This is a genomic window from Streptomyces sp. NPDC091272, assembly GCF_044757485.1.
GTDB lineage: Bacteria > Actinomycetota > Actinomycetes > Streptomycetales > Streptomycetaceae > Streptomyces.
The window spans coordinates 43,190-55,747 of sequence record NZ_JBIVVC010000012.1 but is presented as its reverse complement, the minus strand read 5'-3'; the positions used below and the strand labels follow the sequence as shown (position 1 = coordinate 55,747).

The following is a 12,558-nucleotide window of genomic DNA, read 5'->3' as shown; positions in this document are numbered from 1 at the left end:
CGGAGCCACTGACGCTCATATCGAGCAGCGATATGCAGGCCCGGGAAACGGCGGACGCGGCCGTCGCCAGTGCGCAGGTTGTGGAGCAGATCCTGAAGCTGGTTCTTCCGCGCTGGCGCACCGAGCTCGCCCGGCCGCAGAATTTGGGGGCAGAGCGCTGGTCCCAGCACCGGGAGGCCGCCCAACGGGCCGACGCGATGCTGGCTCGGGATGCGGAAATCCGCACGAATCTCGGCGACAACGCACCCCGGCTCAGCGCGTCCGCCCTCCACCCGTGGGTGTGGGACGGGGCCCGCTCCCTGTGGGCCAGCAAGCACTACCGCGAAGCGGTGACCTCGGCCGCGAAGAAGGTCAACGCGGAAACCCAGAACAAGGCGGGCCGCCGGGATGCGGGCGAGACACCCCTGTTCCAGAGCCTGTTCGCCAAGGAGCCGCCGAAGGCGGGGCAGCCGCGGCTGCGGCTGCGCCCCGATGACGGCAGCGATACTTTCCGCAGCGTGCACCGCCTTGGTTCCAGCGGTCATCCAGGTAGGGCTTGAAGGCGTCGAGTTTGGATGGCCGGCCTTGCCACTGCCCGTGGAACAGTTCCTCCGGGGTTGTTGCGTCGGCGAGAAGCTTGACGGTGCGGGAGGTCATATGGAGTTGGCGGCCGATCGCCCTCCGGCTGAGCTCGGCTGCCAGTAGTTCGTGGACGGTCGCGTGCTTGTCGCGGGTGCGGTCAGCGAAGCGATGTCCCCTTGGCCAGGGCGAGTCGGAGGGGTCTTCGAGCTTCTTCGGCTCGGGGGCCGGCTCGGCTGGATCCGGCGCCAGGACCTGCAGGCATCCGCGGTGGTCTGCAACGCACCGCTCGGCGGCCTCGCTCAGGTTGTGCCAAAGATGCCACCGGTCCGCGACCGGCACCGCTTGTGGTGCCCCGGCCGTGGCACCTTCGGCGAAGAACGGTGCACGATCGCGGCAGACCACCTCCACCCCGGGCCGTTTCGCGAGGCAAGCCGCGAGGCTGGACGCCTCCCGGTCGGGCGGCAGGTCCGCTGGACGCCGGCTTTCGACGTCGACCAGGACAGTCCCGTAGTGGCGGCCTTTGCGGGTCGCGTACTCATCGACGCCGATCACCCGCGGGGCCGGAACTTCGGGGTCGGGTAACGCTTCGACCAGCCGCAGCACCGTGCTGCGGCTTACGGACAGGCCGATCACGCGCGCCAGGCGGGCACCGGCCCGGCCGGCGAGCGCGAGGCCGACCGCGGCCAGCGTCGACCGCAGGCGCTCGGTCCGCCGGCCGTACCGACGCGTCAACCCTGGCAGCTGTTCAGCGAAGGTCCGCTGCCCGCACGAGATGACCGGGCAGAGGAACCTGCGGACTCGCAAACAGAGAGCGACCTGTCTGCCTCCGCTGGGCACATCAGCGGGAAAGCGCAGGTACGAGCTGTGAACCCGCCGTGACCAGCTCCCGCATCCGGGACAGACAGCCCCGGCCAGCGTGCTTCGGGCCTCTATCCGTACCGCCTCGTCGTTCACGTCGACCGCCAGCACCACCACGTCCGCGATCGACGGGAACAGCAACTCCTCCAGCCGGAGCACCACTTCTTCCACGGGCCGAACTGTCAGCCACACCCCACCCGGTACGGGTCAATTCCGGGCAACTTCCCCACGGCCCGCTCACCCAACAACCGTCACTCAGCGTGCAAGCTCCACGGAAAGTGAGCCAGAACCCGAGTTTTGACGGCGCTTCACGTTGCAGTCGTGTCCGTCGCCGGGCAGGCCCATGACGTTCAGCACCGGTTCCTGGCCCTCAGGGATCTCGAAGGTGAAGTTTGCTGCTGTCGGGATCACCACGAGCGAGCACTGGTCGGCGAAGGTAAGCGGCGCATACGGCTCCCAGGAACAGCCAGCCTTGTCCAAGGCGGAAATGACGTCCCCGTGGCTGAGTCCTGCTGGGAAGGTTCCCGTCCCATCGACCACTGACGGGGGGAGTTCGACGACGTCACGCCAGGTCTGGACGCAGATGAGAGACACCTTGCGGCAGCGGCAGACACTCAGCTCAAGATCTCCGTAGGCGAAGAGCCTCGGCCACTTTCTGTTCCGACCCATCGTTCCGATCTCCCACGGCTCGCCGAGAGCTGCGGTCACGTCGCTCCAATCGGCTCCGCTGAACACCGGGCCCAGTCGGCCCGTCTTCGCCATGCTGGTCAGGACTTCGAGAATCTCCACGAGGCGGAGCGTGACAGGTGTCCTGACCAGCAGTCCAGCGGTTTCAGGGGGTCAGCCCGCTGTGGTTTGTTCGGCTCGGGCCCGGGTGCTGGCGAGGCGGTAGAAGTCGGTGCCGGTCTCGATGATGGTGCCGTTGAAGGTCAGGCGGTCGACGATGGCCGCGCAGAGGCGGGGGTCGGTGAAGGTCTTCGTCCAGCCGCCGAAGGACTCGTTGGAGGCGATGGCGACGCTGTTCTTCTCCTCGCGTTCGGTCAGCACCTGGAAGAGGAGCTCGGCGCCGTGCCGGTCGAGTTCCATGTAGCCGAGCTCGTCGATACAGAGGAGATCGACGCGCCCGTATCGGGCGATGGTCTTGTTCACCTGCTTCTCGTCGGCGGCCTCGACCAGCTCGTTCACCAGCTTCGTGGCCAGCGTGTAACGGACCCGGTAGCCCTTCATCGCGGCCTCGGTGCCCAGTGCGATGAGCATGTGGGACTTGCCGGTTCCGGAGTCCCCGATCAGACAGAGCGGCTGGCTCTTCTTGATCCACTCGCAGCTGGCGAGAGTGTGGACGGTGGCGGCGTCGATGTTCGAGTTGGCGTCGAAGTCAAAGGACCGTAGAGACTTCTCCCGTGGGAAGCCCGCGGCCTTGATCCGTCGTTCCGAACGACGCCTGGCCCGGTCGTCGCACTCGGTCATCAGTAGCTCGGCGAGGAAGCCGCGGTAGGTCATCTGGTCCTTGATCGCCCGGTCGGCGATCTCGGTGAACTCGTTGCGGATCGACGGAAGCCGCAGCAGGCGGCAGGCGGTGTCGATCGCCGCGTCGGCGGCCTGCTCGGTCAAGCCTCGCTGGCGGGGCAGGGTCACTGGGCTTCTCCCTCAAGGTGGCCGCCGCCGCTGGTGCGACGGCGTCGTAGCAGTTGGTCGTAGGGGGTCACCGACGGGAGCGGCCGGGTGTCCGGCGGAAGGTGAGCAAGCCGCCACTCGTGCAGCGACGTGACAGTCGCCGACGTCTCACCAGGCATCTGGGGAATGGATGTGCCGGTGACCGGCGCGTCTTCCGCCTGGGCGGCCATGCGAGCCTCCAGGGCGACAGCGTCGGCGGTCAGGGCCCCGGCCCGCAGGGCGGTGGCCAGCCCCGCGACGACATGCTCGTGGGCGAGGTGGCGATTCAGCAGCAGGACCTCGATCAGCGCTCGGGTGCCGTCCCGCTCGCCGTGGACCTTGCGGGCCCGAACCCACCAGGCGTCGTGGACCGGGGTGAACTTGCCCGCCGACCTGGCCTGCTCCAGGGCCGTGGCGCCGGGGAAAGCGCCGGGCTTGCGGATGAGGGCTTCGAGGTAGTGGTCCAGGCCCAGGCGCAACCCGCCCTTCGCGATCAGTCTTTCGTGTCGGGCCACCTCGACGTTCCTGTCGTAAACCACCAGGTGAGAGGCGTGCAGCATGACGCGGACCCGTTTCCCGATGAACCGGGTCGGGACCGAGTAGCGGTTGGTCCGGACGTTGATCTGGCTGTAGCGGTCGACCCGTGGTGTGAACAGTCGGCCCGTCTCGAAGGGCTCCTCAGGCAGTGGCATCAGCAGCTGCTTTTCGTCGGCGAAGTACTCGTCCACGGTCCGAGGCCGCGAGCCGATCCGGCGGTGCCCGTCGTGCAGGTCCCACTGGTCGACCATCTCGTTGAGCTCGGCGAGGGAGTCGACTTCCGGGACCGGGATGAAGTGGTTGCGGCGGAAGTAGCCGATCATGCCCTCGACGCCGCCCTTCTCGTGGGCGCCTTCGATGCCGGGGCGGCAGTAGAAGCTTTTGATGTTGAAGTGCGAGCGGAAAGCGATCCACCGGTCGGTCTCCACCCTCGCCCGGCTCAGCCCCAGCACCTGGGCGACGGCCGACTTCAAGTTGTCGTAGCGGATCTTGGTCCGGGGAACACCGCCCAGCGTCCGAAGCGCGTGCACGTGCCCCTCGAAGAACGCTTCCTGGCCGCATGAGGCGAACACCCGGTGAACGGCCTTGCCCGAGTAGGACAGGCGAAGCGAGAATAGGTAGCAGGTCACCAGCTCGCCAGACGCACCGTCACGTCGCCGAAGTCGACCTCCGCCTCGTGACCAGGCAGATGGGACTGGGGCACGAACGCTTCCACCGGGGCCTTGCCCGAGGCCGCGAGGATCTCCGGCTTCCGGTCGGAGACGTAGCGCCGGACCATCTGATAGGAGACGTCGGCGCTGTGCTCCTCGCCCAGCCGGTGGAAGATCCGGGTGATCGTGTGCCGTTGCTTGCGCGGCGCGTCGAGGTCCGTCTGAAGCATGTCGTCGATCACTCACTTGTACGGATCCAGTGCCGTTCGCCGCGGCGGAAGCTTCCTGCGGGGCTCCGGCCAGACCGAGTCCACGGCCTTCTTCACGGTCCGCCAGGACACGTTGTACTTGCGCTCAAGCTCGCGCATCTTCATACCGGCACGGTGATCACGCCGGATCGCCGCGTACAGCTCGACCTTGGACATCTGCGGCATGACCAGGACCTTTCACCAGGAGCACCTCGATGCTGCCCTGGCAAGTACCCCAGTGCTGTCGAAACTCGGGTTCTGGTCCAACTTCTGTGGAGCTCTCACACTCTGTAACCTGCCGGGATTGGAAGGCCCTTCGTCACTCGCTGACAGACCTGTTTGGGATCATGCCCGCATGGACTTCGACCTCGCCCCACCAAACGGCGTTGGCCCGTTGCGGATCGGTATGACTCGACACGCGGCCAACACCGCGTTGGACTCGCTCCGTGATCCTTCTGCGATCTCGGAGTCCGACCGGCCGGGACAACACGTGTTCCGTCCCAGCGGGCTTATGATCAGCATCCACTGCATGCGTGACATGCTCGAAGCCGTCGAGCTGGCAAGGCCCTTGTCCCAGACGGATCGAGTGTTGTTCCAGGGTGTGGACGTGTTCGCGCTTCCGGCCCGCGAGGTTGTCCGGCGCGTCGGTGAGCTCACCTCGATCGAGGCAGATCCTGACGACGATGCTTCATTCATCGCCCCGGACTTGCTGCTGAGCTTCTGGCGTCCGTTCGCAGCCGACGATGAGCCGGAAGAGGAACAGGGCTACTACTTCAGCTCGGTCGTGCTGGCACGGCCTGGCTACTACGACACCCCTGCTCAGGCTGCGGAGCGACTCCAGCAGAGCTCGTGACTGTCCCGTCAGGATGCCAGCAGGACTCGTTTCCGCAGGAGACCGAAGCCAGCCCGGCCGTACATCTGGCGCTTGATCATTTTGATCCGGTTGACGTGGCCTTCGACGATGCCGGAGCTCCACGGCAGTGTGAGACCAGCGGTGACGGCGGCGAGATCGCGTTCGACGCCGTTGACGAAGGTGTGGAGGCTGGGCAGGTCGTCAGCGCGGACCGCCTTGATCCATTGTGGGAGCTGGTCGCCCTGGAGCTGGGTGAGCATCTTCCCGAACGCGCGGACGTGCCTGGTGAGGGCATCCAGTTCGGGGCAGCAGGCAAGGACGGATTTGAGCTTCAGGCGCTCGCTCTCCGGCAGGGTGTCGGGGTGAGTCAGGATCCAGCCGGTGACCGTGCGCGGGGACGGAGGACGGGCCGCAGGTGCAGTCGGGGATGTGCGAAACGGTTGGAGGTAGGCGCGGACGGCGCCGTAGCCGCCGGTATAGCCCTGCGATTTGATCTCTTCCCAGAGGGTCCAGGCGTTCGTGCAGCCCCGGGCCCAGCGCTCGTGCAAGTACGGCTTGAAGTTGTTGAGCTTGGTCTGGCGGTTCTGCCACTGCCCCTGGAACAGGTCTTCCGGCCTCGCGGCGTCGGCCAGCCGTTGGACGGTGCGGTAGGTCATGCCGAGCTGTCGCTGGATCGCGCGTCGGCTGTGGCCGGCGGCCAGCAGCGCGTGGACGGTGGCGTACTTGGCTCGGGTGCGGTCGGCGAACCGGTGCCCGGTGGGCCATGGCGACCCGTTTTCGGCCGGCCACGGAGCCGGAACCTGCTCCGGCGCCGACTCGGTGAAGGTCGCGCGGAGGCACGAGCGGTGGCGGGAGACGCACCGCTCGGCCGCTTCGCCGAGGTTGCGCCACAGGTGGAACCGGTCGGCGACCTGGACCGCGGCGGGCGCCCCGATGCTGGCGCCCTCGGCGAAGAATGGAGCACGGTCGCGGCAGACGACCTCGATCCCCGGGCGCTCGGCCATCCATGCCGCGACCGTGCCCGCCTCTCGATCCGACATCAGGTCCACCGGCCTGCGGGTCTCGACGTCAACCAGCACGGTCCCGTAGACACGCCCCCTGCGCATCGCGTACTCGTCGACGCCGACCACACGCGGGACCTGTGGCTTGGGCTCCGGGAGGGCATTAACCAGCCGCAGGACCGTATTCCGGCTGACCCTCGCACCGAAGACGTCGGCCAGTCGGGCACCGGCACGACCGGCCAACGCGAGGCCGACCTCGGCCAGCACTGACCGCATTCGTTCGGTTCGCTGGCTGTACCGCCGGGTCAGGCCCGCGACCTGCTCGACGAACGTCCGCCGCCCACAGGAGAGGTCTTCGCACATGAAACGCCGGACACGAAGACACAACACCACCCGCCGTCCCACCACCGGGAGGTCGGCGGGGAACCGCAGGTAGGACCCGTGCACCCGTCCCGACCAGTTCCCGCAGCCCGGACACCGAGCCCTGGCCGTCCGACATCGGACGCCGACTCGTACCACCTCTCCGTCGTCCTGCACCGACACCACCCTGATCCCCGGAGCCGACAGGAAGAGCAGCTCTTCCAGCCGGAGCAGTAGCTCGCGCACAGCCCAGAACCATCAGCCCAGACGAGGTCGGTACCGGCGGTTTCCAGACGACCTCGCGGAAGGGGCCAGCAAGATCAACGCTCACAGGGAGTAGGCACACCACAGAAGTTGGACCAGAACCGAAACTCGTGAACATCACCCGACCGTGGATCTGGGTGCCTCCCAAACCCGTGAACAACTGACGGCACTACTGGTGAATAAAGCCACGGGGCCTTTGCTGGCGCTGTCCGCCCAAGAGGGTTATGAAGAACTGCGGTGAATTACCTGATCGAGGAGTGCGCGCTGTGCGAGACGGCAATGATCAAACAAGGCTCATCATCGCTATCGTTCTGCTATTAGCTTCAGGTCCATTTGTGATCTCCGCAGTACAATGGGGGACGCTGGAGATATTGTGGCCTGTGGTGTGGGCGGTAGTAGTGGGGCTTGTCGCATACTCGCTTGCCTCGATATGGCAGCGCGCAAATGAAAAGTAAGCACGAGGATCTCATCGCTGCGCACCGTCCGATGGCTGCCCGCTGGATGGACCCAACGCGGACTGCTTCAGGAGAGCGATAGCAAGTTCGTCGGTATGGCTCACCTGGCCGTTGAGGCGGTGCACCAGCACCCAACTGCCGTCAGGAAGAGCTCCGGTGAAGACGGATGCGTCGCCGGTGGCGCCGTTGTGCCAGAGCAAGCGCCCTGTCCTCTGCCAGGAGAGTGCAGGATCCCCCAGTCTCCGGTCCACGAGAAGCGCGGGTACCAGGCGGGCGAGGGCCCTTGGGGTGGCCCAGAGCCCGCCGGCGGGCAGGATGGGACCGGTCATGGTCCAGGGGCGGCGCGGCCGTCCGAAGAGCCCACGGCTGTAGAGGCTTTTGCTCGGCGGAGGGGCGGTCGTCACTTCCGTGAGTTCCAACGGTGCGAGAACGTATCGGGTGAGAAGTTCCTGGTACGGCATCCCCGCGGCAGCAACAAGCGTCGCTCCGAGAACGGCGTACCCAAGGTTGGAGTATTCCTCGGTGGCGCCCGGTTCGGTGGTGGTGAGGGAGCCCAGCCTTCCGGGCAGGGCCTGCATGGCGGCCTCGTCGAATGCCATGTAGGGGTCGCGCCGTCGCAGACCTGGAGGCACCCGGGGCAGCCCGGAGGTGTGCAGGGCGAGATGCCGCAACGTGATGCCGGTGTTCGGGGGGACCCGTAGGAACTCGTCCAGGGGGGCATCCAAGTTGACTGTCCCTGCCGCCGCCAGCTGAGCCAGCACCGTGCCGGTGAGTGCTTTGCTCAGTGAACCGATCTGGACATACAGGTCAATAGCATGGCCGTGAAGGACTTGGGGAGGCTGGTTGTTACTGAAGATGCAAGTAGGAACCGCGGACATTGAGGGAGCTCTCAGTGTGGGGGACGGGGGAGCGCGCAGGCGGCCGTTCCAGCGGGCATCCGGTGCCGGTTTGTAGCAACCCACCGGTAGGCCAGGCGGGCGATCAGCCTGACGCCGGGAATCCGCAGGCAGAAGCCCACGGCCCGGTAGCGGCGGGTCGGAGAGGACCCGAGGAGGCGGGCGAGAGCGTCTGCACCTCCCCACCGTGGGTTACCGCCGACGAATAGCAGGACTTCCCGGTCCAAGCGCAGGAGATGTGGTTGCGTCAGGTGTTCGGGGAGCGATCGCCAAGTCACGGCGGATATCCGGGGATTGGCGCGGTCGCGGATCTCTTGGACGGCGGCCTGGCAGAAGCCGCAGTCGCCGTCGAAGGCCAGTACGACATACGGTCTGGTGGCGCTGTCGATTATTACCTTGTCCATGGTGGGAGTTCCCCTCTCGTCAATGATGGGCAGGGCCAGGACTCAGGGGACTCGCCAGGCTCGGCCGTGTGGACGAGAGGTGGCGTTTCACCCTGCGGACAGCCATTCCTCCAGGAGGCTCACGCGGTGCCGCGACCGCAGCACTTCGTCGGGCTGCGTCTTCTCCCACCAGTCGGACATGGCCGACGGGGAGAATTCGCCTCGCACCATGCGTGCCAGCAGCCCGAGCGAAAGATCGACCTCGCGTTGGGTGTATGCCGACGAGGCACCGGAATAAACCGGCGTCTTGATCTCGTCGCTTCCGGAGCTGAGTACCACGGTCATTTCCGTCGGGCTGCCGGGAACCCATGCGTCCAATGCTGCCATGGCAAGGGTCGCAGCGCGGGTTGCCCACCGGGTGGCTGCTGACCGGACCGGTGCTTCGGTCACTCGTAGGTCCATGACCTCGGGCCAACTCCATTGCCGTGGTGCGGGACCGACAATCTGGGGGCCCGCCGGCGACAGGAGCACGCCTGGATTCGGCTCGACGGGCGGCATGCCCACGTACGTGCCGTGCGCACCGATCCAGAAGAGGCCGACCATGCTGCCCGGATTCTGCTGGGGGCCATGGGGCGGTGTTGATTCCACTGTCAGCTCCTTGCTCCTGGCCGGCCCCGTGATGGGGCTGGCGCTACCGAAACATAGGCGGGCGTCAGAACAGCACTGCCGCATTTGAGCCATGCAGGTCAGAGGGGTGCGCCCATAGTTTCGATCCCCGGACCGCTCCCGCGCGCGTTGGCGCTTCAACGCCCGGCGGGGCATCCGGTGTCGGCGTTCGCGTGAGTACGCAGCCCCGTACACGGCGTACGTGCATAGCAAGCTGACGCCGCAGCGCAGGGGCCTGTCCCGCACCAGGACGACGCGGGACCCCCGCACTTCGCTTGAAGCCGCCTCACGCTATGCACGTTGATTCGTACCTGGTTGTACGCCGGCACCTGGTCCCGTGCGCTAAGAGACCTTCTCCGGTATCGGGGGACTGGCAGGTTCACTCGTTACTCCCGCGGTCTTGCCGGAGCCGAACCGGGAACGCAGCCTGTCGGCCAGGACGGTGCCGCGGGAGAGGGCCACGCTCAGGCCCCCGCTCAGAAACACCAGGTCGCAAGCCACCATCGTCAGCGCGAAACCGGTCAGGTTCATGAGCAGCGCGATTCCGAGGTGGAATCCGATCGACATCAGTGCGACCCATGGTCGGAGTGCCGGGACAAGAATTCCCAGAGGGAAGTAAACGAGGAAGATTACGGTGGCGTACGTGCCGGAGATGACCAGGAAGTCATTCTCGTAGATCAGGTGTGACAGGCTGGGGAACGTGAATTCAGGGACCCGCAGCACGTAGAAGAGAGCGGTGCCGTCCTGCCACATCGGGCCTTGGATTTTGTAGAGCCCACTGACGATGTAGACAAGGCAGATCTGCAGGGCGATGGCGAGAATACCGATGTTGTGCAGTGGCGTCGCCAAGGACCGCAGCACCCCGGGGGTGCGCTGGGCGAGCTTGTTCCGCAAGCCTGTGGGGCACGAGAAGCGGTCGTAATAACCGGTGGTAGTGGCACATACCGTTGGTTAATCTCAGGCAGATGGAGATCCGAACGTTTGAGGAGCCTGATTGGCCGCAGGTCTGGCCGATCGTCGAGCAGATCATCCGGAAGGGGGACACCTTCTGCTATGACCCGCTACAAACTGAAGTGCAGGCGCACGACTTGTGGGTGGTACCGCCGCCAGGGCACGTCGTAGTGGCCGTGGAGGACCAGCGCATACTCGGCACTTCCAACATGTACGCCAACCGGCCAGGCCCGGGTTCGCACATCGCTAGTGGAAACTTCATGGTCTCGCCGGAAGCTCGCGGTCGGGGTGTCGGCCACGCATTGGGCGAGTATCTGCTGGACTGGGCGCAAAGCAGCGGATTCGTCGGCGTGCAGTTCAACGCTGTCGCGGCCTCCAATGCACCAGCGGTCAGGCTGTATGAGCGTCTCGGGTTCGCCATGGTCGGCACCGTTCCCGACGCGTTCCGGCATCCAACGCTGGGTCCGGTCGGCCTGCATGTCATGTACCACAACCTGGGCCCGTGACTACCGCCAGTCCGAGTCGTCCGCAGGTGCCGGCGTCGGCATCGGAGCGCCGGAGGCGGCTTGGCCGCAGGCCAACTCCGAAAACGATTCTGGGCCGTGCTTTGTAGGGGTTCCACGCCTACGGCGTCGGCGACCAGGTAGTGAGTGAATCCCGCGAACCATCCCGGCTCCCCGGGCACCACCTGGGAGTTGGCGTTGTGATCGGCCCATGCGTTCAGTCTGTCGAACACCTTCCAACCGGCCCAGGTAGCGAAGGCCGCCACGGCGGCAGTCTTCGTGCCGCGGACGAGATAGGGGCGCATGCCCACGATGGTTCTTCCTGCGGTACGTGGCGCGCCATCCGTAGAGGTACTCAAGTTCAGCAGCGGGTGAGCATGTCCTTCAGCGCCGTCTTCTCCAGCCCAGTGATCGTCAACTTGTAGTGATGCTTCACCGTGATCCAGTCCGTGGAGTAGTCGCACCAGTTCGACTGCAGCGGCGGACGCCATGCATCGACCACATGGTCCCGCTGGCAAACTCGTGGGTCAGTGGCGCCAGCAAGTGGACCACGGCCCAGCGGAACACATTCGCCAACGACCTCACCCATACTTGTCACGGCTGTAGCCGTCCATCGACCCCTTGGGCGCCACCGTGAGGTCCTCAAGTTGCTGTCCTGGATCTGCTGCGGCCCCAAGCGAAGCTCGAAGAGATGTCGTCGGTATGCCGCCGACGTTCTGACCTTTGAGTTCTTCCCGCTGCAGTTTCGGAGCTGCAGATACCATGTGGTCGATGTCCAAGCCGCCGGGGGCGCTGACGGTGACGCCGTCGTAGTAGGAGAACCAGCTCCCGGACAGGACCTTGCAGCCGGGGCCGACGTCAGCGGGGGAGCGGGACTCGCTGAGGAGGACTTCTTCCCTTGTGTCGCACGCGTTGTGGTCGACGTCGACCCAGTGCCTGAAGGCGGTGCGCTGATAACCGTCGCGGACCTCCGCAGCCAGGGGGAGCACGCTGATTCCCTCCGTGAGAGGACTCGCGGGCCGGCGGCCTGCGCGGGAGCGGCGGCGAGCAGCGGGGTGACGGCGAGAGCGGTCGAAGCCAGGGCGTAGGCAAGCTTTGTGAACATGAGGACTGGATAGCGCTCACGCCGCCCCAACCTGCTCCGCTTGAGGTGTGTTTCATCCCTGCGGGTGGATCAGTCGTACCGGGAAACCGATCCTGCACGCATTCGCTTGTTGTGCCCGTGGCCCGGCGGCAGCATCGGCTTCGTGAGGGCACCGCCGGGCCGTCACTGAGGATGCCAGGCGCCACCGAACGTACGCAGGGCGCGCCTGCCTGTCGCCTCATTGTGCCGAGTTCCTGCCCCACGCCGACGCGATGTCCGAACCCACGCGGGACCCCCTAGGTTACGTCTCCGTGCGTGACGCGCATGCCGCTGCTCGCGACAGGCACCTCAACACGGTCTACACCGCACACGACAACCTCGCCCGCACCGCCCATCAGGTCCCGGGCCCGGCGCCGCGTCACCGCGGCGTCGAGGCGTTGCGCCCCCCGGGGGTCTGGCGCCGACCTTGCGCGACCCTCGCGCCGTGGTGTTCTGCCCTCCCCACTTCCCTGCTCATAAGCAAATCGCTATGTGAGCACTAGGTGGTCTGGAACCCGCCGGACCAAGACGGGGCATCAACAAGCTCGTGGCGTTTTGGGCTTTCTGGCGTCTCGTTCTGCTACTGCCTTGCCGTG

General features: G+C 66.1%; 12 protein-coding genes and 2 pseudogenes. 3 read left to right on the top strand and 11 right to left on the bottom strand.

Going from position 1 to position 12,558, the window contains the following annotated elements; genetic code table 11:
• Positions 1-32: 32 nt before the first annotated feature.
• A pseudogene (locus ACIQM4_RS27905) lies at positions 33-380 on the top strand (TIGR02391 family protein); the annotation flags it as partial.
• On the opposite strand, the gene ACIQM4_RS27900 reads toward ACIQM4_RS27905, so the two are convergent.
• The 4 genes and pseudogenes from ACIQM4_RS27900 to istA form a co-directional block, all read right to left on the bottom strand.
• Entirely contained in the window at positions 352-1,515 is a 1,164-nt protein-coding gene (locus ACIQM4_RS27900) for an ISL3 family transposase (RefSeq protein WP_401597477.1), read from the bottom strand. The pseudogene ACIQM4_RS27905 and the gene ACIQM4_RS27900 overlap by 29 nt on opposite strands.
• 159 nt (positions 1,516-1,674) lie before the next feature.
• Positions 1,675-2,208 carry a hypothetical protein gene (locus tag ACIQM4_RS27895; RefSeq protein ID WP_401597019.1) on the bottom strand — a complete coding sequence of 178 codons (534 nt, stop codon included), beginning with the start codon at positions 2,206-2,208 and terminating at the stop codon, positions 1,675-1,677.
• A gap of 51 nt (positions 2,209-2,259) precedes the next feature.
• Entirely contained in the window at positions 2,260-3,054 is a 795-nt protein-coding gene (istB, locus tag ACIQM4_RS27890) for an IS21-like element helper ATPase IstB (protein ID WP_401597017.1), read from the bottom strand.
• Positions 3,051-4,684, bottom strand: a pseudogene (istA, locus tag ACIQM4_RS27885) (IS21 family transposase). The gene istB and the pseudogene istA overlap by 4 nt, the downstream one beginning before the upstream one ends.
• Before the next feature lie 178 nt (positions 4,685-4,862).
• Between istA and ACIQM4_RS27880 the strand changes: the two are divergent.
• A complete protein-coding gene (locus ACIQM4_RS27880; protein ID WP_401597014.1) occupies positions 4,863-5,360 on the top strand; it encodes a hypothetical protein in 498 nt (165 codons plus the stop codon).
• A gap of 8 nt (positions 5,361-5,368) precedes the next feature.
• Here ACIQM4_RS27880 and ACIQM4_RS27875 read toward each other — a convergent pair whose 3' ends face one another.
• The 5 genes from ACIQM4_RS27875 to ACIQM4_RS27855 all read right to left on the bottom strand — a co-directional run bounded on the left by ACIQM4_RS27875 (position 5,369) and on the right by ACIQM4_RS27855 (position 10,234).
• Entirely contained in the window at positions 5,369-6,898 is a 1,530-nt protein-coding gene (locus ACIQM4_RS27875) for an ISL3 family transposase (RefSeq protein ID WP_401597475.1), read from the bottom strand.
• 553 nt (positions 6,899-7,451) lie between these two features.
• Complete coding sequence (locus ACIQM4_RS27870) at positions 7,452-8,318, bottom strand: serine hydrolase domain-containing protein (protein WP_401597012.1); 867 nt, start codon at positions 8,316-8,318, stop codon at positions 7,452-7,454.
• Between the two features lie 11 nt (positions 8,319-8,329).
• A complete protein-coding gene (locus tag ACIQM4_RS27865) occupies positions 8,330-8,740 on the bottom strand; it encodes a thiol-disulfide oxidoreductase DCC family protein (protein WP_401597009.1) in 411 nt (136 codons plus the stop codon).
• A gap of 87 nt (positions 8,741-8,827) precedes the next feature.
• Complete coding sequence (locus ACIQM4_RS27860; RefSeq protein WP_401597007.1) at positions 8,828-9,367, bottom strand: hypothetical protein; 540 nt, start codon at positions 9,365-9,367, stop codon at positions 8,828-8,830.
• Between the two features lie 360 nt (positions 9,368-9,727).
• Positions 9,728-10,234 (bottom strand): HTTM domain-containing protein, encoded by a 507-nt coding sequence (locus tag ACIQM4_RS27855; RefSeq protein WP_401597004.1) that lies wholly within the window; start codon positions 10,232-10,234, stop codon positions 9,728-9,730.
• Positions 10,235-10,350: 116 nt separating this feature from the next.
• Between ACIQM4_RS27855 and ACIQM4_RS27850 the strand changes: the two genes are divergently transcribed.
• The gene (locus tag ACIQM4_RS27850) at positions 10,351-10,842 is read left to right on the top strand and encodes a GNAT family N-acetyltransferase (RefSeq protein ID WP_401597001.1); all 492 of its coding nucleotides are present in this window, start codon (positions 10,351-10,353) and stop codon (positions 10,840-10,842) included.
• 358 nt (positions 10,843-11,200) lie between these two features.
• On the opposite strand, the gene ACIQM4_RS27845 is transcribed toward ACIQM4_RS27850, so the two are convergent.
• The gene (locus ACIQM4_RS27845) at positions 11,201-11,341 is read right to left on the bottom strand and encodes a hypothetical protein (RefSeq protein ID WP_401597504.1); all 141 of its coding nucleotides are present in this window, start codon (positions 11,339-11,341) and stop codon (positions 11,201-11,203) included.
• Positions 11,342-11,420: 79 nt separating this feature from the next.
• On the bottom strand, positions 11,421-11,828 hold the full coding sequence (locus tag ACIQM4_RS27840) for a hypothetical protein (protein WP_401596998.1): 408 nt from the start codon (positions 11,826-11,828) through the stop codon (positions 11,421-11,423).
• Between the last annotated feature and the right edge of the window lie 730 nt (positions 11,829-12,558).

Coding starts and splice junctions, on each gene's coding strand:
- ACIQM4_RS27880 (WP_401597014.1), top strand. CDS start 4,863: ATGGACTTCGACCTCGCCCCACCAAACGGCGTTGGCCCGTTGCGGATC.
- ACIQM4_RS27870 (WP_401597012.1), bottom strand. CDS start 8,318: ATGTCCGCGGTTCCTACTTGCATCTTCAGTAACAACCAGCCTCCCCAA.
- ACIQM4_RS27865 (WP_401597009.1), bottom strand. CDS start 8,740: ATGGACAAGGTAATAATCGACAGCGCCACCAGACCGTATGTCGTACTG.
- ACIQM4_RS27850 (WP_401597001.1), top strand. CDS start 10,351: ATGGAGATCCGAACGTTTGAGGAGCCTGATTGGCCGCAGGTCTGGCCG.